The 20,452-nt window shown below is 71.6% G+C and carries 18 protein-coding genes; 7 read left to right on the top strand and 11 right to left on the bottom strand.

Annotation, left to right across the window (positions count from 1 at the left end; all coding sequences use genetic code 11):
• Window positions 1–2: 2 nt before the first annotated feature.
• The 6 genes from SERN_RS05775 to melA all read right to left on the bottom strand — a co-directional run bounded on the left by SERN_RS05775 (window position 3) and on the right by melA (window position 7,294).
• Window positions 3–896 (bottom strand): LLM class flavin-dependent oxidoreductase, encoded by an 894-nt coding sequence (locus SERN_RS05775; RefSeq protein ID WP_233251500.1) that lies wholly within the window; start codon window positions 894–896, stop codon window positions 3–5.
• Window positions 893–2,032, bottom strand: a complete 1,140-nt coding sequence (locus SERN_RS05770; RefSeq protein ID WP_158292581.1) for an N-acetylglucosamine-6-phosphate deacetylase — start codon at window positions 2,030–2,032, stop codon at window positions 893–895. The genes SERN_RS05775 and SERN_RS05770 overlap by 4 nt, the downstream gene beginning before the upstream one ends.
• A 4-nt stretch (window positions 2,033–2,036) precedes the next feature.
• Complete coding sequence (locus SERN_RS05765) at window positions 2,037–3,200, bottom strand: SIS domain-containing protein (protein ID WP_135849188.1); 1,164 nt, start codon at window positions 3,198–3,200, stop codon at window positions 2,037–2,039.
• A complete protein-coding gene (locus SERN_RS05760; protein WP_135849187.1) occupies window positions 3,197–4,492 on the bottom strand; it encodes a D-tagatose-bisphosphate aldolase, class II, non-catalytic subunit in 1,296 nt (431 codons plus the stop codon). The genes SERN_RS05765 and SERN_RS05760 overlap by 4 nt, the downstream gene beginning before the upstream one ends.
• A gap of 68 nt (window positions 4,493–4,560) precedes the next feature.
• On the bottom strand, window positions 4,561–5,796 hold the full coding sequence (locus SERN_RS05755) for a Gfo/Idh/MocA family protein (protein ID WP_135849186.1): 1,236 nt from the start codon (window positions 5,794–5,796) through the stop codon (window positions 4,561–4,563).
• A gap of 178 nt (window positions 5,797–5,974) precedes the next feature.
• Window positions 5,975–7,294 (bottom strand): alpha-galactosidase, encoded by a 1,320-nt coding sequence (melA, locus tag SERN_RS05750; protein WP_135849185.1) that lies wholly within the window; start codon window positions 7,292–7,294, stop codon window positions 5,975–5,977.
• 154 nt (window positions 7,295–7,448) lie between these two features.
• On the opposite strand from melA, the gene SERN_RS05745 reads away from it, so the two are divergent.
• The gene (locus SERN_RS05745) at window positions 7,449–8,573 is read left to right on the top strand and encodes a Gfo/Idh/MocA family protein (protein WP_135849184.1); all 1,125 of its coding nucleotides are present in this window, start codon (window positions 7,449–7,451) and stop codon (window positions 8,571–8,573) included.
• A gap of 64 nt (window positions 8,574–8,637) precedes the next feature.
• Here the strand turns inward: SERN_RS05745 and SERN_RS05740 are convergent, their stop codons facing one another.
• From SERN_RS05740 to SERN_RS05720, 5 genes are all read right to left on the bottom strand, one after another.
• Window positions 8,638–9,627 (bottom strand): DUF4097 family beta strand repeat-containing protein, encoded by a 990-nt coding sequence (locus SERN_RS05740; protein WP_135849183.1) that lies wholly within the window; start codon window positions 9,625–9,627, stop codon window positions 8,638–8,640.
• Between the two features lie 3 nt (window positions 9,628–9,630).
• The gene (locus tag SERN_RS05735) at window positions 9,631–9,933 is read right to left on the bottom strand and encodes a hypothetical protein (RefSeq protein ID WP_135849182.1); all 303 of its coding nucleotides are present in this window, start codon (window positions 9,931–9,933) and stop codon (window positions 9,631–9,633) included.
• Complete coding sequence (locus tag SERN_RS15265) at window positions 9,930–10,424, bottom strand: hypothetical protein (RefSeq protein ID WP_158292580.1); 495 nt, start codon at window positions 10,422–10,424, stop codon at window positions 9,930–9,932. The genes SERN_RS05735 and SERN_RS15265 overlap by 4 nt, the downstream gene beginning before the upstream one ends.
• The gene (locus SERN_RS05725) at window positions 10,424–12,352 is read right to left on the bottom strand and encodes an alpha/beta hydrolase (RefSeq protein WP_135849181.1); all 1,929 of its coding nucleotides are present in this window, start codon (window positions 12,350–12,352) and stop codon (window positions 10,424–10,426) included. Before SERN_RS05725 ends, SERN_RS15265 begins: the two co-directional genes overlap by 1 nt.
• A gap of 106 nt (window positions 12,353–12,458) precedes the next feature.
• Window positions 12,459–13,463, bottom strand: a complete 1,005-nt coding sequence (locus tag SERN_RS05720) for a ketose-bisphosphate aldolase (protein ID WP_135849180.1) — start codon at window positions 13,461–13,463, stop codon at window positions 12,459–12,461.
• Between the two features lie 122 nt (window positions 13,464–13,585).
• On the opposite strand from SERN_RS05720, the gene SERN_RS05715 reads away from it, so the two are divergent.
• From SERN_RS05715 to SERN_RS05690, 6 genes are all read left to right on the top strand, one after another.
• Window positions 13,586–14,968: an FGGY family carbohydrate kinase gene (locus tag SERN_RS05715; RefSeq protein WP_135849179.1), complete on the top strand. Its 1,383-nt coding sequence runs from the start codon at window positions 13,586–13,588 to the stop codon at window positions 14,966–14,968.
• Window positions 14,969–15,021: 53 nt separating this feature from the next.
• Entirely contained in the window at window positions 15,022–15,777 is a 756-nt protein-coding gene (locus SERN_RS05710) for a DeoR/GlpR family DNA-binding transcription regulator (protein WP_135849178.1), read from the top strand.
• A 188-nt stretch (window positions 15,778–15,965) separates the two neighbouring features.
• Entirely contained in the window at window positions 15,966–17,258 is a 1,293-nt protein-coding gene (locus tag SERN_RS05705) for an ABC transporter substrate-binding protein (RefSeq protein WP_135849177.1), read from the top strand.
• An 81-nt stretch (window positions 17,259–17,339) separates the two neighbouring features.
• Complete coding sequence (locus SERN_RS05700; RefSeq protein ID WP_135849176.1) at window positions 17,340–18,290, top strand: carbohydrate ABC transporter permease; 951 nt, start codon at window positions 17,340–17,342, stop codon at window positions 18,288–18,290.
• Window position 18,291: 1 nt separating this feature from the next.
• Window positions 18,292–19,143: a carbohydrate ABC transporter permease gene (locus tag SERN_RS05695; RefSeq protein WP_135849175.1), complete on the top strand. Its 852-nt coding sequence runs from the start codon at window positions 18,292–18,294 to the stop codon at window positions 19,141–19,143.
• A gap of 37 nt (window positions 19,144–19,180) precedes the next feature.
• Complete coding sequence (locus SERN_RS05690) at window positions 19,181–20,104, top strand: ketose-bisphosphate aldolase (protein WP_135849174.1); 924 nt, start codon at window positions 19,181–19,183, stop codon at window positions 20,102–20,104.
• Window positions 20,105–20,452 lie beyond the last annotated feature (348 nt).

Below are 20,452 nucleotides of genomic sequence, written 5' to 3'. Positions count from 1 at the left end.
TCTCACGATCGTTCGTCCCTCGTGCTCGAGGAGCGGAGGGAGTCTCCGGCCAGCAGCGGTCGGACCTCGGCGCCCAGCCAGGCGGCCGTTCCCGCGGCGTCGGACATGTCGGGCTCGCCGTCCGGGGTGACGGGGACGACGGCGACGGTCGTCGCGCCGGCGTCGACCCACCGCTGCAGGTGCGCGGCCGTCGCGGCGGCTCCCTCGGCGCGCAGGTCGGCGTCGACGCCGACGTAGGCGCACACGCCGAACCATCCGTCGTGACCTCGCACGGCACGCCCCTCGCCCACCGTGACGAGCGCGCTGCGGGCGTCGTCGGGAGACACCCCCAGCTGGAAGATCACGCCGTCCCCGACCTCGCCCGCCAGGCGGAGTGTCCGGGGACCGTGGGCGCCGACGTAGAGGGGCGGCGCCGAGGCGGGGGGCCAGACGAGCCGGGCATCCCCGAGGTGGACGTAGCGGCCGTCGCTCGTGACCGCCTCCCCGTGCAGGAGTGGACGCAGCGCCTGGGAGTACTCGCGCAGGAGGGTGAGCGGCGAGGCGGCCCTCGCGCCGATCTCCTCCATCCAGCTCTGCACCCCGTGCCCGATCCCCGGCGTCAGCCGCCCGGGGAACATCTCCACGAGGGTCGCGACGTCCATCGCCGCGAGCACCACGTGCCGCAGCGGTGCGGGCATCACGCCGAGGCCGATCCGCAGCCGCTCCGTCGCGCCGAGAACGGCACCGGCCTGGGCGACGGCGGACTGCCGGTAGACGTCCTCCCAGAGCCACAGCTCGCCCAGTCCGGACTCCTCGGCCGCCCTGGCGACCGCCAGGAGCTCACGGGTCGGCAGCTCGGGCGTGGCGACGACGGCCAGCACGGCGGCCCCGCCGTCCACGGGCAGCTGCTCCGTCACGCGAGGAACCGCCCACCGCGCACGACGCGGGTGACCCGGGCGTCGGCGACGACGACGAGGTCGGCCACCTCGCCCGTGGCGATCCTCGGCTCCGCCAGGCCGAGCGCCCTGGCCGGAATCGTCGACGCGGAGGCGACGGTGGCGGCCACGTCCATGCCGAGCACCTGCACGGCCGCGGTGACGGCGTCGGCCACGGCGATCGTGCTGCCGGCGAGCGAGCCGTTCGAGGATGCGCGTGCGACGGAGTCCGCCACGACGACGGCGGTGCCACCGATCGTGTACGCGCCGTCGCCCATCCCCGTGGCCGCCATGGCGTCGGAGATCAGCGCCAGCCGGTGCGGCGCCACGGTGGCGAGCAGCCGTGCCGGCTCGGGGGCGACGTGGTGGCCGTCGAGGATGAGCTCGATCGTGATGCGCTCGTCGAACAGGGCCGCGCCGAGCGGCCCGGGCTCGCGGTGGTGCAGGGACGGCATGCCGTTGAAGGCGTGGGTGAGCACCGTCGCGCCCGCGTCGAAGGCCGCCCGGGCCTGCTCCGCGGTGCAGGAGGTGTGGCCGACGGCGACCGTGACGCCCTCGCCCACGAGGTAGCGGATGGCGTCCTGGGCGCCCGGCAGCTCGGGGGCGAGGGTCACCATGCGCAGCGATCCACGCGCGGCTGCCACGAGCCGCCGCAGCTCGGGCACCGACGGGTGGCGCAGCAGCTCAGGGGCGTGACACCCCCGGTGACCGGCGTCGAGGTAGGGACCCTCGAGGTGGATCCCCGCGAGGTGGCCGGCCGCAGCCAGTCCGCCGAGGATGTCGAGCCGCTGCTCCAGCACGTCGAGCGGCAGCGTGGCGAGCGAGGCGACGAGCGTGGTCGAACCCCGGCCGTGGTGGTGCTCGACGACGGCGAGGGCGTCGTCGACCGACCCCACGCCGTAGTCGTGACCCCTGGCGCCGTGGTGGTGGATGTCGACGAACCCGGGGGCGAGCACTCCCTCGACCCGTACCGTCTCGCCGAGCGCATCCGGAGCCGGACCCTCCCCGACCGCCGCGATGCGTCCAGCGGCGACCTGGACCCAGGCGGGGCCGGTCACCGTGGCCCCCCGCACGACGCCGTCCGCGACCAGGGTGAGGGGAGGGGTCTGCGCCGTCACGGGCTCAGCCCTCCAGGGGATAGATGACGACACCCTCCACCACGCGGTTGACGCTGCCGCCGGGGAAGGGGTTGTCCGGCGTGCAGCCGAGGCCGACGGAGGAGAACAGCGCGATGACCTGCGCGACCATGACCGCCAGGAGCGCCACGGGGACGTCTCCCGCACCGGACAGCTCCGGGAAGGACCAGCCCGTGGCGCCGTCGACCTCGACCGGATCGGCCGAGAGCACCAGGAGGCGCCCGGCCGGGAGGGCCGCCGCCATCTCTCGCGCCATGTCGAGGTCGTACCGGCGCGTGTAGGAGTCGCCGGAGACGAGCAGGATCGCGAGCGACGTCGGGTCGAGCACGGCCTTCGGGCCGTGCCGGAAGCCGAGCGAGGAGTCCGACCACGGGACGACCTTGCCCGCGGTGAGCTCGAGGATCTTCAGGCCCGCCTCGTTGGAGGCACCGGCGAGGGCGCCCGACCCGAGGTAGACGATGCGCCCCGGCTCGGTGAAGGCGAGCTTCTCGAGCTCGTTCACGCGGGTCGCGAGGAGCGCGTCGCCCGCTGTCGCCACCTGCGCGCACGTCGCCTCCACGTCTGCGTCGTCCGCGTCGGAGGTGATCAGCCACCCGGCGAGCAGCATCGAGGAGAAGCTCGAGGTCATCGCGAAGGACTTGTCGTGCGTCTCGGGCGGGAGCAGCAGGACGGTCGAGCGCTCGCGGCCCGCGTGGTCGACGGCGAGTCGCCCCTCGGCGTTGCACGTGATGATCAGGTGGTGCGCCTCGGAGAGGAGCTGGTCGGCGAGCTCCGTCGCGGCGACCGACTCCGGGCTGTTGCCCGAGCGGGCGAACGAGACGAGGAGCGTGGGCCGGTCACCGGCGAACACGGCCCGCGGGTTCGCGACGATGTCCGTCGTCGCCACGGCCTCGGCCGGTCGACCGTGCTCCGCGAGCGACGGGGCGATGGTGTCCCCCACGTAGGCGGACGAGCCGGCCCCGGTGAAGACGATGCGCACGTCCGGGCGCCGCACGAGCGGGGCGATCTTCGCCTCGATCTCGGCGCGCGCGGAGCCGATGACGTCGGCGACCCTGCGCCACACGGCCGGCTGCTGGAGGATCTCGCGAGCGGTGTGCTCGGACCCCTCGACGTCGAGAGCTCGGAACAGCTCGGTGAACGTAGCGGTCATGCTCCGACCTCCTGGAGGTTGCAGGCGTAGGCGTAGGGACGAAGGGCATCGGTCACGCGGTCCATCACGAGCGCCCGGGGATCGCTGCTCAGCTCGCCGGACATCACCCGGTCGTACTGCACGGGCAGGTACTGGCTGATGAGAGGGAGCGGGATCGTGATCGCTGAGAGGTTGTCGAGCAGCCGCTCCTGAGCGGCCTCGACGGCCGCGTCCGGCAGGTAGTAGCGCAGCCGGTCGGAGTAGGAGTAGCGGCGCTGGATGCGCTGCGCGTCCTCGTCGCCCTCGTAGTAGGAGCTCCAGCGGTCGGGGTCGGCCACCATGGTGGACTCCACGACGGACCGCAGGTCGGAGCGCCTCTCGGCGGGGACCAGCTCGTCCTCGATGTGGGAGAGGGCGAAGAGCCCCTCGCGGAGGTTGAAGGTCAGGCCCGGACCGACCTTGATCACGAACCAGTGGTCGCCGACCAGCTCGCGGAGCCGCTCGGGGAGCTGGTAGTCGGTCGAGTGCGCCTCGAACAGCATGGTGGGCTCGTCGTCGAGGGCGTGGCGCAGCTCCTCGGTCCGGCTGCGGTCGTACTGGATCACGCGGAGGTGGTCGAACTCCACGGCGGGCTGGACGACCAGCGCGATGACCCTGTCCCACGCGTCGAGCACCCCGTGCGCCTCGAACGCGCGGCGGTGCGCGGCGACCGTGGCGCGGGCGGCGTCGGGCGACGTCGCCTCGAGGTCGCTGAGCTCCTCGTGCGCCCCTCCGGGGACGGGCACCTCCGTGCCGATGACGTAGACGGGACGGTGCGCCAGCCCTGCGTCGGACGCAGTCTTCTCGGCGACGGCGAGCATGCGTGCCGCCCGCTCCGCCACGACCTCGTCCGACAGCGGCGTCGTGTCGTCGGCGCAGGCCATCGAGCAGTCGAGGTGGATCTTCTCGTACCCGGCGGCGACGTAGGCCGCGACGAGGTCGAGCGCCTTCGCCATCGCCTGCTCGGCGGGCTCCTTCTGCCACCGGTTCGGGCCGAGGTGGTCGCCGCCGAGGATCAGCAGGTCCCGCGGCAGGCCCTCCTCGGCGGCGATCGTGAGGCAGAGGTCGCGGAAGTCCGCCGGCTTCATGCCGGTGTAGCCCCCGAACTGGTCGACCTGGTTGCTCGTGGCCTCGATCAGCACCGGCGTGCCGTCCTGGGCCGCCTTGGCGATGGCGGCGCGCAGCACCAGCGGATGCGCCGAGCACACGGCGGCGATGCCCACCGGGGTGCCCGACTTGTGGGCCCGGACCATCTCGAGCAGCTTCACACTCATGTCTGTCGTTCCTTCGTTCGTGAGGTCGTCGCCGGCGCGCACGGGCGGCGGCCGGCGAGGGGTGGGGATCAGCCCTGCGGGGCTGCCATGCGCAGGAAGTGCTCGACCACGTGGGCGGGGAGCTCGGGGACGTCGATCGGTCGCGAGCCGTCACGGAGCGACACCGCGGCGAGCGATCCGGCGGCGACGGCCTCGCGGGCGGCGAGGGGTGAGACGACCGTGGGCTTCCCGTCGACGACGTGGTCGACGAACTCGCGCATGGACTCCACGTCCGCGTCCTCGTGGCCGCTGTCGACCCCCACGACCCGGTACTCGACGTCGCCCTCGACCTGCCACTCGTGCCGGCGGTTCCACACCCGGACGACGGCGTCGTTGGTGTCGCCGAAGTTCTCCAGCCGTCCCTCGGTGCCGATGACGGTGTAGTTGCGCCAGTAGTCCGGGGTGAAGTGGCACTGCTGGTAGCTGGCCATCACGCCGTTGCCGAGCGTCATCATCATCATCGAGACGTCCTCGACGTCCACCACGGGGTTCAGGCCGGTGGCCGCCGCGGGGGGCCAGTTGTCGAAGGAGAACCAGTCCGACATGAGCTCACCCTCACGGTCCCGGCGATCGGTGACCCCCCCGTAGACCATGAGGTCTCCCATGCCCACGACGCGGCGGGTGTAGCCCCGGGCGAGGTAGTGGACGATGTCGATGTCGTGGCTGGCCTTCTGGAGGAGGAGCGTGCCCGACCGCGAGCGGTCGGCGTGCCAGTCCTTGAAGTAGTAGTCCCCGCCGTTGCCCACGAAGTGGCGCACCCAGATCGCCTTGACCTCGCCGATCTCGCCCCGCTCGATGACGTCGCGCATGACCTTGACGAAGGCCGAGTGCCGCATGTTGTGCCCGATGTAGAGCGGGGTCCGCGTCTCGGCGGCGGCGGTGAGCACGGCGTCGGCGTCCTCGAGGGAGATCGCCAGGGGCTTCTCGACGTAGGAGGGCATCCCGGCGCGCAGGAGCTGGATCGCGATCTCGGCGTGGGTGTCGTCGGGCGTCGTCACGATCGCGACGTCGAACCCGCCGGCCTCGATCAGCTGAGCGGTGTCGTCGTGGACGGCGATGTCCCCGAAGTTCGCACGGGCTCGGTCACGTCCGGCCTGGTGGATGTCGGCGGCAGCCACCACCGCCGAGCCGGGGCGGACGGTGGCGACGTGGCGGGCGATCCCCGATCTGGCCCCGACGCCGATGACGGCCACCCGCAGGCCACCCGCCGACTCAGAGGCCTGCGCGATGCTCGCTTCTGATCGATAACCCGGTGTTTCGCTCATGAAGTGAGTGTAGAGGGTTTCCGCATCGCTTGGGAATAGCCGCCGTCGGGTCCCGGAACCGACCCGTGGGACGACGAGGACCCCCGGCCGGGAGCGGGCTCGTCACAAGCCACGCCCCCGGTCGGAGGTCCTCGTTCGTCGCGCCGGTCCCACAGCCGTGGGCGTCCGGCGTGACGTCCTAGGGCAGGACGAGGTCGACCTCGCCACCGAGGGATCGGGGCAGGAGGGCGCGGTGCGCCTCCGTCAGCTCGTCGCACAGCGCCCAGATCTGCTCCGGCGTGAGGGTCGCCGAGGCGTTGCCGTCCACCAGGACGGCCTGCCGCACGGCACGCGGGTCGCCCGTGAGCGCGGCCTGGACCGTCAGCTCCGCGACCGACAGCATCGTCCGGTTCAGCGCCGCCCCGGCCGTCGGGATCGCCCCCACGCTCCTGGGATGCACCCCGTCGCCGTCGACCAGAGCCGGCACCTCCACGACCGCACCCTGCGGCAGGTTGTCGATGTAGCCCGCGTTCGGGACGTTGACGTGGATCTTGCGCTCCGTGCCGGTCAGCAGCGAGTGGATGATCTGCGGCGCGTACTCGGCGGCCCCCTCGTCGGGGAGGTCGAGCGGCTCGCCGGCGGCCAGTCGTCGACGGGCCTCCTCGACCTCGGCGACGTTCTGCGCGGAGATGCCCAGGTAGACCAGGGGCTCGAGGCGGTACTTCGCCACCTGCTCGTCGGACCTCAGGAACCACGGCAGGTACTCCGAGGAGTGCTCCGACGTCTCGGTGGGGTAGAAGCCGATGCGGCGGTACATCTCCACGCGCACCCGGCGCAGCAGCTCGGGGTCCTCGGCGAGCTTGGCCTCCAGCAGGGGGTAGAGGCTCTCGCCGTCGCGCGTCCACTCGGTCATCCACGCCTGGTGGTTGACGCCCGCCGCGGAGTACTCCGTCTCCTCGAAGGGGACACCGACGAGCTCGGCGAGGTCGTTCGCGGTCCAGTGCACGGAGTGGCACAGCCCGACGACCTTGACCTCCGGAGCCACGACGGACCACCACCACACGTTCAGCGTCATGGGGTTGGTGTAGTTCAGGATCCACGCGTCGGGGCAGACCTCGCGCACGTCCCGGGCGATCTCGGAGATGACGGGGAAGGTCCGCAGACCGCGGAAGACGCCGCCGATGCCGGTCGTGTCACCGATCGTCTGGCGCAGGCCGTGGCGGGCCGGGATCTCGAGGTCGACCCGCGTCGCGTCGACGCCGCCGACCTGGATCATGATGACGACGGCGGTCGCGCCCTCAAGCATCTCGCGCCGGTCGAGCGAGGCCACCACCCGGACGGGCCTGCCCATCCGCTGCGCGACGTGCTCCGCGGTGCCGCGAGCGATCTCCAGGCGATCGGCATCGATGTCCTGGAGGGCGATCTCGAGCTCGGGGAGGTCGTCGTAACGAAGGATGTCGACGAGCAGCTGGCGGGTGAAGACGGCCGAACCGGCGCCCAGAAACGTGATGCGTGTCATGGCGCCATCTTCTACGGCGGGGCGTCCTGATGCAAGGTTCTGACGGAAATTGGCTGTTTAGATCACTCTCGCGCATCCGCGCGTCGGATCGGGACGGCGGTGCCGCGTCCTCATACTGAGGTGTCCCCCACGTGTCCGACAGACGGAGCAGTCCATGACGCCGACCGCCGCAGCAGCCACTCCCGCCACACCGCCGGCGGCCGGCCCGGCCCGCTTCGCCGTCGTCGGCAGCGGCTGGCGTGCCGCGTTCTTCCTCCGCGTGGCTCGGCAGCTGCCGGAGCGGTTCGCCGTCACCGGGGTCGTCAGCCGCAGCGCCGAGCGGGGCGCCGAGGTGGAGCGAGCCTGGGGCGTGCCGACCTGGCGGACCGTGGCCGAGGCATTGGCCGCCGACCGCCCGGACTTCGCCGTCGTGTCGGTGCCGCACGAGGTGGCGCCGGGCGTCATCCGCGAGCTGGTCTCACGCGACGTGCCGGTGCTGTCGGAGACCCCGCCGGCTCCTGATGTGCCTGCCCTGCGCGAGCTGTGGGCGGCCGTCGGCGGATCCGGCCTGGTCCAGGTCGCGGAGCACAGCCCGTTCATGCCGGCCCACGCGGCCCGCGTCGAGGCGGTCCGGCGCGGCCTGATCGGCACGCCGGGATCCGTCCAGATCTCCTCGACGCACGGCTACCACGCGGTCGCGGTGATCCGAGCGCTGCTCGGGGTGGGGTTCGAGGACGTGGCGGTCTCCGCACACGTGTCCACCGCGCCGCTCGTCGACGTGATGAACCGCCAGGGCTGGACGGACGACGACGAGCCGCGCGACGCGGAGACCACCCTGGCGACGCTCGGCTTCGCCTCGGGACGCAGCGCGCTGTACGACTTCACGGACAACCAGTGGCACAACCCGCTGCGCACCAACCGCATCGTGGTGCGGGGCAGCCGGGGCGAGATGGTCGACGACCGCGTGGTCCGGCTCGCCGGACCGCGCACCGTCGTCGAGTCACGCCTCGCGCGTCGCCAGGCGGGCATCGAGCAGGACCTCGAGGGCTTCGACCTGGACCACCTGAGCCTCGACGGGGAGGTCCTGTTCCGCAACCCGTTCCAGGGCGCTCGTCTGGCCGACGACGAGATCGCCGTGGCGTCCCTGCTCGGCGCGACCGCGGCGTGGGTCGCGGGTGCCGGCCCCGCGCCCTACCCGCTCGCCGAGGCGAGCCAGGACCACCTGATCAGCCTGGCGATGACGGAGGCCGCGCGCTCGGGCTCGGTGGTCCGGACGGGCACGGAGGATTGGGCGGGGTAGTCACGCCCCGCCCTACCCGCGCGACACCCTCGTCGCTCGGCGCGGGTCGGCGCACCATGGAGAGCTACGCCCGGTCGCGCTTGCCCCGGCGCGAGTGACGCACGGTGATGTCGCCCGAGCTGGACGTCGCGCGGATGCGCACGCCGAGCGGTGGCGTGCCCCACGTGAGCGGGGCGTCGGGTGGTCCGCCCACCTGGGGATCGGGTGCGACCGGGACCTTGCACCGGGCGCTGCCGGACCCCGAGCGGAGGTCGACGGCCACGAGGTCCGACCCGCGCGCCACGCCCACCGTCACGTCGCCCATCGCCGTGCTCAGTCGGACCGACCCGGCCGCTAGTTCCTTGATCTTGACGTCGCCGGCGGTGCAGGAGACGCGGACGTCGGCGGCCTCCGGGTCACCGTCGTCGTTCGCAGTGCCGCCGCTCGCGCTCACCTCGCCGAGGGTGACGTCCCCGAGCCCCGTGCGGATCGTGGCGGTGCCTCGCAGTGTCCGCACCCGCACGTCACCGGCACCGCCGTCGACCGTGAGCGAGCCGCCGACCTCGGTGATCGTGACGTCGCCCGCGCCGCCGGTGATCTCCGCCGCGTCGCAGCAGCCGATCGTGAGGTTGCCCATCCCGATGTCGGCGCTGAGGAACTCGGTCCGCTCGAGCCTGACGTCGCCGAAGCTGGAGACCCAGCGGACCGAGCCGAACCGCCCCTTCGTCTTGAGCGAGGCGACCTTCGAGCGCAGGTCGAGCCAGCTCCCGGCCGGCACGCGCGCCTCCACCCGCAGCCCCCACGACGCCCCGGAGGCGAGTCCGCGCCAGAGCCCCTGCGCGGCGATCGCCTCCGACATGGTGGGGAGCCGGATCTCGAGGCCGTCCGGGGTGAGGGTCATGGCGTCGTCGAGCAGGGCGGCGCCGCGCTTCGACGTCGCCATGAGCTCGACGTGCGCCACGGTGAGGCCCTCGACGGCGACGATCCGCGCCTCGGCCTGGTTCAGGCTGCCCCGGATACCGAACGGCCCGGTGATCTCGACGTCGAGGGAGCGGGTGGCATCGGATGTGGTCATGCGTCAGCCCGCCCAGGGCATCAGCCGCTGCAGCTCGGCGCCCTGCTCGGCGTCGATCGCGTCGTAGGCCTCGGCCGCGCCCGAGAGGGCCACGGAGTTCGACGCCGCCGCGGTGGCCGCGTCCGCCACGGTCGTCTTCCACTGGGTCAGGAACGCGTCGGCGGCCGCCTGCACCCGGGAACCCATCGCCGCCGTCGAGTCCTGCGCGGTGCCGAGGTGGGCGTTGGCGGAACCGAGGGTCTCGCCGTAGTCCTCCCACGTCCCGGCCGCGCCCTGCAGCTCCGCGGGGGTGACCTCGAAGCTCACGAGCTCGGCCGGTTCTGCTCGGGCACGTCCTCGATCGTGCCGATGCAGCCGGCGCCGCCGGTGATCGAGGCGTAGCCGTCGTCGACGAAGATCGAGGCGGCCACGATGTAGCCGCCCTGGCCGAGGCGGACCATCCTCAGGGTGGGGTCGGTGTCGCGCCAGGTCCACCCGGCGGCCTCGAAGTGGCTGCGGAGCCGCTCGGCTACCTCCTCGAACGTCTCCTGCCCGATGAGCTCGACCCGCAGGCCGTAGACGTACTCCTCGGCGTCGCCGTCCTCGAGCGCGTCCATGCACGTCAGCCACTCCTGCCGGCGCACGCTGATCTCGGTCCCGAGCTGCTCCGCGACGGCGGTCATGGCCTGCTGGGTGGAGTCCTCGATCGAGGTTCTGACGGCGGGGTCGACGGGCACGGGTTCCTCCGAGGTGCAGGCGGTCAGGACGGTCAGGGCGGTCAGCACGAGGACGACGGCGATCGGGGTGCGCGGCCGCATCAGCCGGCCCCGACGTCGTAGGTGGTGCCGTCGTCGTTCCAACCGAGGACGGGGTCGATGCCGCCGATGCCGGCGCCCTCGTCCGTGATCGGGGTGCGGTACGTCTCCACCTCACCGCCGACGATGACGCCGAGCATGTTCGTCCACGCGTCCGAGCCCTTGTCGAACACGTCGGAGTGCGCGGGGAGACCGGTCAGCGGCTCGCCGTTCGCGTAGTCGCCGGTGTGGAGGCGCACGACGCCGTCGAACTCGTCGGGATCCGCGCCGTGACCCAGGCCGTAGTCGGTGACGCCGAGGCTCTCCTCGCTGGACTGGATCCCCTGGGCGGCCGAGATCGGGTCGTAGGGGGCGGTCATCGAGAAGCGCTGCACGTCCTGCTGCGAGGCGGGCAGGTCCGACGGCGAGAAGACGTCGTGCCCGGTGCCCGCCGACTCCACGTGCACGACGCGGTCCGCGTCCAGGCCGTGGGTCTCCGCGAGCCCGACGACGGCGCCGCCGTAGGAGTGGCCCAGGTAGGTGGTGGTGGCCCCGTCGGCCCCGACCCGGCCGGTCTCCTGGCGCACCGCCTCGGAGAAGTCCGCCAGGCGCGGCCCGAGGTCGACGCTGTGCCGCGAGTTGGCCGCGGCGACGTCGTTGGGGAAGTCCCCGCCCATCCACGAGATCATCGCGGTGCCGTCACCCGCCGCGGCCTGGAACTCGTCCGCGTGCCCGGCGGTGCCGTTGAAGTTGCCCAGGTGCGATCCGGTCCCGGGCACCAGGACGCCGACGTTCTGGGTGTCCGCGCTGATCGCCCCGTGCAGCTCGGCGATCGCGCCGTCGTACGTGCGGGTGAAGTCCGCATCGTGCGTGGCGGGCTCGAAGAACAGGATCGTGCGGTCGCCGTTCAGGATCGACTCGTACAGGCTGATGCGGTTCTCGGTGTCCGCGAGAGGGCCCTCGAGCGTGTCGTTGTTCGCCCCGAACCAGTCCCAGTCGCTCTGGTGGTGCTCGTGCTGCGCGCCCATCTCCTCCAGCAGGACGCGCTCGTCGGCCAGCGCGTCGATGATCGTGACGCGGTTGGCGAGCGCCCTGGCGTCGAACGGCACCCCGTTGGTGTTGCCCATCAGCGAGGGGTAGAGGGTCGCGAGCAGGGCCAGCTCCTCCCCGCTCATGCCGGTGAAGACCGCGCCGATATCCTCGATCGTGGCGCCCGAGGCGACGAGCTGCTCCAGCGTGGTGGCGTCGCCGACGATCGGCGCGCCACCGTCCACCAGGGCGCCTGCTGCCGCGGGGTTGGCCTCGAGCCACGCCTGCAGCTCGGCCGCCGAGGAGAACCGCATCTCCTCCGGGAGCACCCCCGACTCCACGAGGGCGTCGACGGCGTCCTGGAGCTCTGGCGGCCGGGCGGCGCGGAACTCGCGCGCCTCGGCCGCGGTGTCCCCGGCCTGGAGGGCGGCGATCACCGCGTCCTCCGCCGCCGTCAGCTCGGTCGAGAGGTCCTGGACAGAGATGCCGAACGCCTCGATCGAGACGGTGAGCGCCGTCGCCCGCAACTGCAGCCAGAGCGAGCTCCCTGGGTCGTCGTTCGCGTTCACGTCCGACACGAGGCCGTCGCGGTCCGAGACCAGCTGGGACCGCAGCGTCACGAGCTCGCCGTGCCGCGCCTCGAGGTCGGTGATCGCCTCGGCGTAGGCGTCCAGCTCGGGCACCACCGCCCACAGGGCCGAGGCGGCGTCCCCGATCCCGTTCGTCAGCGCCGTCATCGCGTGGTTAGCGGCCTCGGCGGCCATGCCCTCCCAGGTCAGGCTCTGCGCGCCGTCGCCTGCGGCGTCCGCGACGGCGCGCGCATCCTTGGCCGCGGACAGCACGCTGTCGCCCACCGCCGAGCACGACGACGTCGCCTCCATCTCCGGCACGGTCACCGGAGGGGGCGGGATCGTGATCACCATCGAGAACCTCTCCTTGCACGACGACCACACGAGGCTAACGAGAGTGGGGTGGCTGGCGGGGGACGGGTTCGAGGGTCGCCGTCGTCCTGCTTCCGCTCCCGCCGGTTCAGGCCAGGCTGAGCGCCGCCGGCTCCCGCACCGGCGTCGCGGTGTAGTCCGCGGCACGGCCGGCCTGGCCGAACACCGCCATCCGCTCGGCGATGATCGCGGACATCGCGGCGCGTCCGGCCCGTGCGGCGGGCGCTGGGTCGGCGGCCAGCGGGTCGGCCGCGAGCGCCACGCGCATCGCGGCGGCGTAGGCCATGTGGGAGTCCATGCCCTGGTTGATCTTCGTGACGCCGAGCTTGGTGGAGCGGGCCTTCTCCTCCTCGGGCACGCCCCAGGACTCGGGCAGGCCGCCACCGTGCGCGTTGATGATCTCGCGCAGGTCGGCGGGCAGCGACGAGGAGCCGTGCATGACCAGGTGGGTGTCGGGGATGAGCGCGGCGATCGTCTCGATGAGGTCCATCCGCAGCACGGTGCCGTCGGGCGGGCTCGTGAACTTGTAGGCGCCGTGCGAGGTGCCGATGGCGACGGCGAGCGCGTCGACGTCGGTCTCCGCCACGAACCGGGCGGCCTCCTCGGGGTCGGCCAGGACGATCTCGGCGTGCGTCGCGCCGTCCTTCGAGCCACCGATCGTGCCGAGCTCGGCCTCGACCGAGACACCGCGCTCGCGGGCGTAGGCCACGACCTCCTTCGTCACCGCCACGTTCGCCTCGAAGCTCGTGGGCTGGTGCGTGACGGGGTCGAGGCTGCCGTCGATCATCACGCTGGAGAAGCCGGCGTCGATGGCCCGCTTGCACGTCTCGGCGTCGGGACCGTGGTCGAGGTGCACCACGACCGGCACCTGCGGGTAGTGGTCGACCGTGCGCAGCAGCAGGTCCCAGTAGAGCTCGTCCGAGGCGAAGGCGGAGGCCCCGGCGATCGTCTGCACGATGACGGGCGAGCCCGTGGACGCCGCCGCGTCGAGCACGGCCTCCACCTGCTCGATGTCGGTGACGTTGAACGCGCCCACCCCGTATCCGCCGGCTCGGGCGTGGTCGAGCACTTCCCGCAGGGAGCACAGTGTCATCGTGGTGGCCTCTCAGTTCCGGACGGCGGTGTCGGTGGGAGCGAACGCGCTCCACGAGCCGTTACGATAACAGAACGAAACCTCTGGGTCTTCTTTTGGTTCCGATTCGCAAGGGAGCGAGCATGGCATCGCAGGTCGTGGTCGGGGTCGACTTCGGGAGCTCGCGCATCAAGGCTGCGGCCTACGACGCGGCTGGGGAGATGGTCGCGCTCGAGGCGCGCGAGACCCCCGTCGTGCGCGGCGCGGCGGGTGACGACTTCCCGGTCCTGGACCTCCTCGCGGCGGCGCACGACGCCGTCGCCGCCCTCCGCGCGGGACCGGTCGCCGCCGTCGGGCTCACCTCCATGGGCGAGACCGGAACGGTCGTCACCCCGGACGGCCTCGCCCCGCTCGACTTCCCGGCCTGGTACGACGACCGGGGGGCCGACGTCGCCACCGCGCTCGAGGACCGCTTCGGCGCCACGCACCTGCGCGACCTCACGGCGCGGCACTTCCGCACCACCTCCACCGTGACGAAGCTGGCCCACGCGCACGCGAGCAGGGGCTGCGTGCCGCCAGGTGCGTTCGTCGGGCTGTGCGGCGCGCTCGCGTTCCAGCTCACGGGCGAGGTGTGGCAGGAGGCCGGCCTCGCCACCACCAGCGGCGTCTACGACCTGCTGGAGCGCCGGTACCTCTCCGACGCCTGGGTCGCGGCCGGGCTCGGCCACGTCACGCTCGCACCCGTGCGGCCGCCGGGGTTCGGCGCGCCGGCCGACGGTGAGCTCGCGCGATCGCTCGGCCTGTCACCGGGGGCGCGCGTCGTCATCGCCGGCCACGACCATCCCGTGGCCGCGGTGGGGTCCGGCGTCCGCGTGGGCGAGGTCTTCGACTCCATGGGGACCGGCGAGGCGATCATCGCCGCGCTCCCGACCGACCCCCCGCTCACGCGCGCGCAGCTCGTCGCCCACCTCGATCGCGACACCGACCTCACCTTCGAGCTGTGGCCCTCGACGGGCGCGCCGCTGGCGGTGTGGGAGCGCATGCGCCCGGGGCTCGCGATGCGCACCTTCCTCGACGGCGCCGACCTCGACCGGCAGGCGCTCGACGACGGCGCAGGCCCGCCGAGCGCGACCCCCGACCTCACCGCGGCCGACCTGGGCGCGCTGCAGGAGGGACGCTCCGCCGTCGGGCCGAGGGATGCTCACGCGTGGGGCGACCTGATGGACGCCTACGTGCTGCTGGCCAACGAGGGCGAGGCGCTCGCGCGGGCGGTGTCGGGAGCCGCCGGGGCGACCGTGCTCACCGGCGGCGGGTTGCGCTCGCGCCGCTGGCGCGAGGCCAAGCTCGCCCTGGGGCCGAGGGCGATCGAGGTCTCCACCGTCCCGGAGGCGGCCACGCGAGGGTGCGCCGCCGTCGCCGGGGCGAGCATCGGGTGGTGGTCCGGCGCCGAGGAGATGCCCGGCCGCACGCGGGTGCCGGTGCGATCGAGCCGGGAGATGGACGCGGCGGTCGGCGCGACGTCGTAGCGAAAACTTGCGTCTGGCCTTCGTTCGCTTGCGTATCCGTGTAGCCTCCGAGGGTGCACGCTTCCCAGCGCCGTGAGGCCATCATGACCGCCGTCTTCGAGCGGGGCACGGCTCGCACCCGTGACCTCGCCGACGAGCTGCGCGTCTCCGAGGTCACGATCCGCACCGACTTCGAGGTCCTGGAGAAGCAGGGCCGCGTCGCGCGCGTGCACGGCGGGGTCACGATGTCGGAGACCCCGCTCATGGGCTTCGACGTCCGCTCGAGCCAGAACGTGGAGGCCAAGCAGCGCATCGGCGCCGCAGCGGCCTCGCTCGTGGCCGACCACACCACGGTCATCCTCGACTCCGGCACCACGATCTTCGCCCTGGCCCGCCACCTTCCGGTCTTCCAGGACCTCGTGGTCCTCACGCCCGGGGTCAACGTCGGCCTCGCGCTGATGGAGGTCGCCGGGATCCAGGTGCGGCTCCTCGGTGGCCGCCTCGTCCCGCACATCGCGGCGACCGTGGGCTCGTCGCGGCAGCAGGGCCTCGACGGCGAGATCGCGCACGTCGCGTTCGTCGGCGCCGGCGGGATGGACGCCGACCACGACGTCGTGGAGGGCTCGCTCGACATCGCCGAGTCCAAGCGCACGCTCATCGGGGCCTCGCGCCGCCGCGTGCTCCTGGCGGACTCCTCCAAGTGGTTCACGCTCGACCGGCACAAGGTCGTCAACGTCTCGCGCTTCGACACCGTGGTCAGCGACGAGGCGATGCCCGCCAGCACGCAGGACGCCATCCGGGCCTCCGGCGTCGAGCTCCTCCTGGCCTGACGCACCCCGCTCCGCCACCGCGCGGTGGCCTCGTCGGCGAACCCCGACACTGCGGTAAATCGAACCTGTAACAAAGACTGGCGCTTCCGAATACCTTCGGCTACTGTCGCTCTTGGCCACGTTCGACGGAATGATCCTTCGAACACCCCTCCCCGGGTGGCCCGCCCATCTCAAAGAGGAGAACTTCGATGCACCGCAGATCCACTGCGTTCGTCACGGCCGCCGCGGCCGTCGCTCTCGTGCTCGCCGGCTGCTCGGCCGGCGACGACTCGGGCTCCGGTTCGGGTTCCGGCTCCGGCTCGGGTTCCGGCGAGGACGTCACCCTCGACTTCAGCCAGTGGTGGGAGGTCGAGCTCGGCGAGGGCGTGATGCGCGACCTCATGGACCGCTTCGAGGAGGAGCACCCCGGGATCAAGGTCAACCTGATCTCGAACCCCTACTCCGCGACCGTCGACCTCCAGACCACGGCCGCCGCCACCGGCACCCTGGCCGACATCGTCGCCATCAACGGCGCGAGCGTCTACGACCTCCAGGACCAGGGCGCGATCACCGACCTGAGCGCGCTGATGGACGACGCCGGCTTCGACCCCGCCGAGCTCGTCAGCAACGACCAGATCGACGGCGTGACCTACATGGTCCGCGCGCTGAACTTCGCCTACCCGATGTACTACAACACCGACCTGCTCGAGGAGGCCGGGATCGACGGTCTCCCGACCACCTGGGACGAGTTCGACACGGCGGCCGCCGCCGTGACCGACCCCGACAGCAACGTCTACGCCTGGTCGCTGCCGATCAACGTGCAGTCCCCGGCCGGTTTCGACTCGCAGTCCTGGCTGTGGGCCTCCGGCGACCGGATGCTGGAGGACCGTCAGGCGAACTTCGAGACGCCGGAGATCGCCGAGTGGCTCGAGTTCCTCAAGGGTCAGTACGACGGCGGCTACGTCACCCCGGGTGCGTTCACGCAGCAGGAGCAGCAGAAGGTCGAGGAGTTCACCGCCGGTCGCAACGCGTTCATGATCGGCTCGCTGGCCCACATCGCCGGCATCCGCGAGGCCAACCCCGACCTGAACTTCTCCATCGGCTCCGTTCCCGCGCAGGAGGGCGAGTCCACGGGCATCGCCGGCGCCAGCTGGGGCCTCGGCATCGCCGAGAACAGCGAGAACAAGGAGGAGGCGTGGGAGCTCGTGCAGTGGCTCGTGAGCGAGGACGTGAACTCCGAGCTCGCGGGCGAGGCCACCGGCTTCCCCGGCAACGCCGCCTCCGTGCCCGGCTTCGTGGACGGTGACGAGCTGTACCAGAAGGCGTTCGACGTGTACTCCTCCAGCGAGTTCGTCACCGAGCTCGAGGGCCTGCCGCTCGCGCTCGACCTCAACCGCAACCTCAACGAGAACCTCGTCCGCCTCCTCCAGGGTGAGGCGGACGTCCCCGAGACGCAGGAGTCCCTGCAGACGTACTGGACCGACGTCCTCGGCGGGGAGTAGACCGTCGGCGGGTGCCGGCACCCTCCTGCCGGCACCCGTCGACCTCCCCCACCCCCAACCGTCCGAATCAGCGGAAGAGCGATGTCAGCGACGACAACACGACCTCACACCCCCCTGCCGACCCCGGAGCGATCTCGCACCGGTCCCCGCTCGCGCCGCTGGTGGCGGTCCGGCCTGACGGCCTACGGCTACCTGTCCCCCACGCTGCTCGTGATGCTCGTCATGATGGCCGTGCCGGTGGTCATGGTGTTCGCGTACTCGACGCTGTCGAACGTGATCATGGTGCGCGACCCGGAGTTCGTGGGCCTGGACAACTACGCCACGCTGCTGGGCGACCCGATCTTCCGCAAGGCGCTGGGCCAGACCGGGATCTTCACGGTCACCTCCGTCGTGCTGCACCTGGTGCTGGGCCTCACGTTCGCGATGATGCTGAACAGCGGGCTGCTGCCGCGGGTGGCGTCGGCGCTGTTCCGCGTGGTCTTCATCCTGCCGTGGGTGTTCACCGCCTCGATCGTGGTGATCCTGTGGCAGCTGCTGCTCAACCCCAACGGCGTCATCAACTACGTGCTGCAGACGCTGAACCTCATCAGCACGAGGGTCGAGTGGTTCTCCAACCCCGCCCTCGCGCTCGGCACCGTCATCTTCATCAACGTGTGGGCGGGCTACCCGTTCTTCATGATCAGCCTGCTCGCCGGCCTGCAGGGCATCCCGAGCGACCTGTACGAGGCGGCGGCGATCGACGGCGCGGGGTGGCGCCACCGGTTCTTCAGCATCACCATCCCGCAGCTGATGCCGATCATCCTGGCGATGGCGATGCTCGACTTCATCTGGAATCTGCAGCAGTTCCCGATCATCTTCCTGGCCACGGGCGGCGGACCCCTGAACGCCACCGAGACCGTCGCCACGTACACGTACAACCTGGCGTTCTCGAAGCGGCAGTTCTCGATGGCGTCGGCCAGCGGCGTCGTCCTGTTCCTGATCTCGGCGATCGTCGCCCTGTTCTACGTCCGCCACCAGAAGGCGAGGGACTGACATGTCCACCATCGCGACGCGCGGCCGGTCCCAGAGGGCCCAGAAGGTCGGGCTGTGGATCGGGCTGTCGCTCGGCGCCCTGTTCGCCGGTTTCCCGGCGCTGTGGATGCTGCTGAGCTCGATCAAGCCGAACACCGAGATCTTCCAGTACCCGCCGACGTTCCTGCCCGAGACGTTCACCATGGACGCCTACGCCGGCATCCTCAGCAGCGGCGAGAAGCTCCGGTTCTTCGCCAACAGCTACACCGTGGCCCTGGCGGTCGTGGCGCTGACCCTGTTCGCCGGGATCATGGCCGGCTACGCCCTGAGCCGGTTCCAGTTCCCGTTCAAGGGTCTGGTCAACACCGTGGTCATCTCGGTGCAGGCCGTCCCGCCGATCACGCTGCTCATCCCCTACTTCGGGCTCGTGGTCTGGCTCAAGCTCTACGACACCCTGTGGGCGCTGATCCTCACGTACATGGTCGCCACGATCCCGTACGCGATCCTCATGATGACGGGGTACTTCAACACCATCCCCAAGGAGCTGGACGAGGCGGTCAAGGTCGACGGCGGCAGCTCGCTCCGCGCGCTGTGGCAGGTGCTGGTCCCGGCCGCGCGCCCCGGCATCGTCTCCGTCGGCGCCTACACCTTCATGGTCGCGTGGAACGAGTTCCTGTTCGCGCTGTCCCTCACGCAGAGCCGGTCCAACCGCACCGTACCCGTGGGGATCCAGCTCCTCATGGGCGAGCACTCGTTCCAGTGGAGCGAGATGATGGCGATGAGTGTGCTCGGAAGCGTGCCCGTCCTCGTCCTGTTCCTGTTCTTCCAGCGACAGTTCGTCAGCGGCATGACCGCCGGCGCCGTCAAGGCCTGACCCGGCTCCCGCCGCACTCGAGAGAAGAGACCACCTCATGCTGTTCACCGGAAGCGACGTCGTGGCCCCCGCCTACGCGCACGGGTTCGCCGTCCCCGCCTACAACATCAGCGACTTCGGGATGCTGACGGCCGTGCTCGCCGCCAGCGAGGAGGTCGGCTCGCCCGTCATCCTGCTCATCCACCCCGACGACTGGGCGTTCGTGGGCGACCAGTTCCTCGCGTCGGTCTTCGCGATGGCCCGCTCGGCCTCCGTGCCCGTGGCGATCAAGCTGGACCACGGCGCGACCGTGGAGCAGGCCGCCGCCGCGCTCCGCCACGACTTCACCTCGGTGATGATCGACGGGTCGCTGCTGCCGTTCGAGGAGAACATCGCCGTCACCCGCACGGTCGTCGAGATGGCCCACCTGGTGGGGGTGTCGGTCGAGGGCGAGATCGGCACCATCGGACCGCGCGACCCGCGCTCGCTGGAGGAGATGCAGAACTTCGTCTACGCCGACCCCGGCCAGGCGAAGGAGTTCGTGGACGCCACGGGCGTGGACATGCTGGCGGTCGCCGTCGGTACCGCGCACGGCGTCTACCCGCCCGGGTTCGTGCCCGAGCTCAAGCTCGACCTCATCGAGCGGATCACCGACACCGTGGGGATCCCGCTGGTCCTGCACGGTGGGTCTGGCGCCGTGGACTCCGAGGTGTCGGAGGCCGTCAAGCGTGGCGTGGCGAAGGTCAACATCTCGGCGGACATGAAGACGGCGTACTTCACCAAGCTGCGCGAGGTGCTGGCCGACCCCGCCCAGCGCGAGCCGCTGGACATCTGCCCGCCGGCGCTGGCCGCGGTGCGGGACGTGGTGCGCCACAAGGCCGCGGTGCTCGGGGCGGAGGGAGGGGCCGACCACTACGGCTACCGGCCCGCGGGGGTAGGGGCTCGGCGGTGGGTCGAGGGGCCTGCGACCGTTCAGCAGTGAGCGAGGTCCAAGGGTCTAGTTGACGACGCGATCGGCGGCCTCAGTTGCGGTTCAGGCCGTGGCGGCGGGAGTCCAGCGAGGTCTTGAATTGGCTCCAAGCCGCGTTGACCTCCGGCTCTAGCGTCGCCGGATCGAACACGCGAAGTGGGAGAACCGGAATGATGCGGGATCTAATCGGCGCAGTTCGACGTTGCTGCCGTAGCCGTTGGTCGCGTAGATGCCCCGGCGCTGACGGATGCTCTCGGTGCCAGCGCCGTTGCTGACGGAGTGGCGGCCGGCCGGGACGGCCAGCGCGGGTGAGGTCGCGAACGTCGCGACAAACGCGAGTCCGGCGCCGGCGCCGAGCCC

The sequence above is a fragment of the Serinibacter arcticus genome, from assembly GCF_004786095.1.
Taxonomy (GTDB): domain Bacteria; phylum Actinomycetota; class Actinomycetes; order Actinomycetales; family Beutenbergiaceae; genus Litorihabitans; species Litorihabitans arcticus.
Note: the sequence above shows the minus strand (reverse complement) of the source record. Positions and strands in the feature narration are given on the sequence as shown.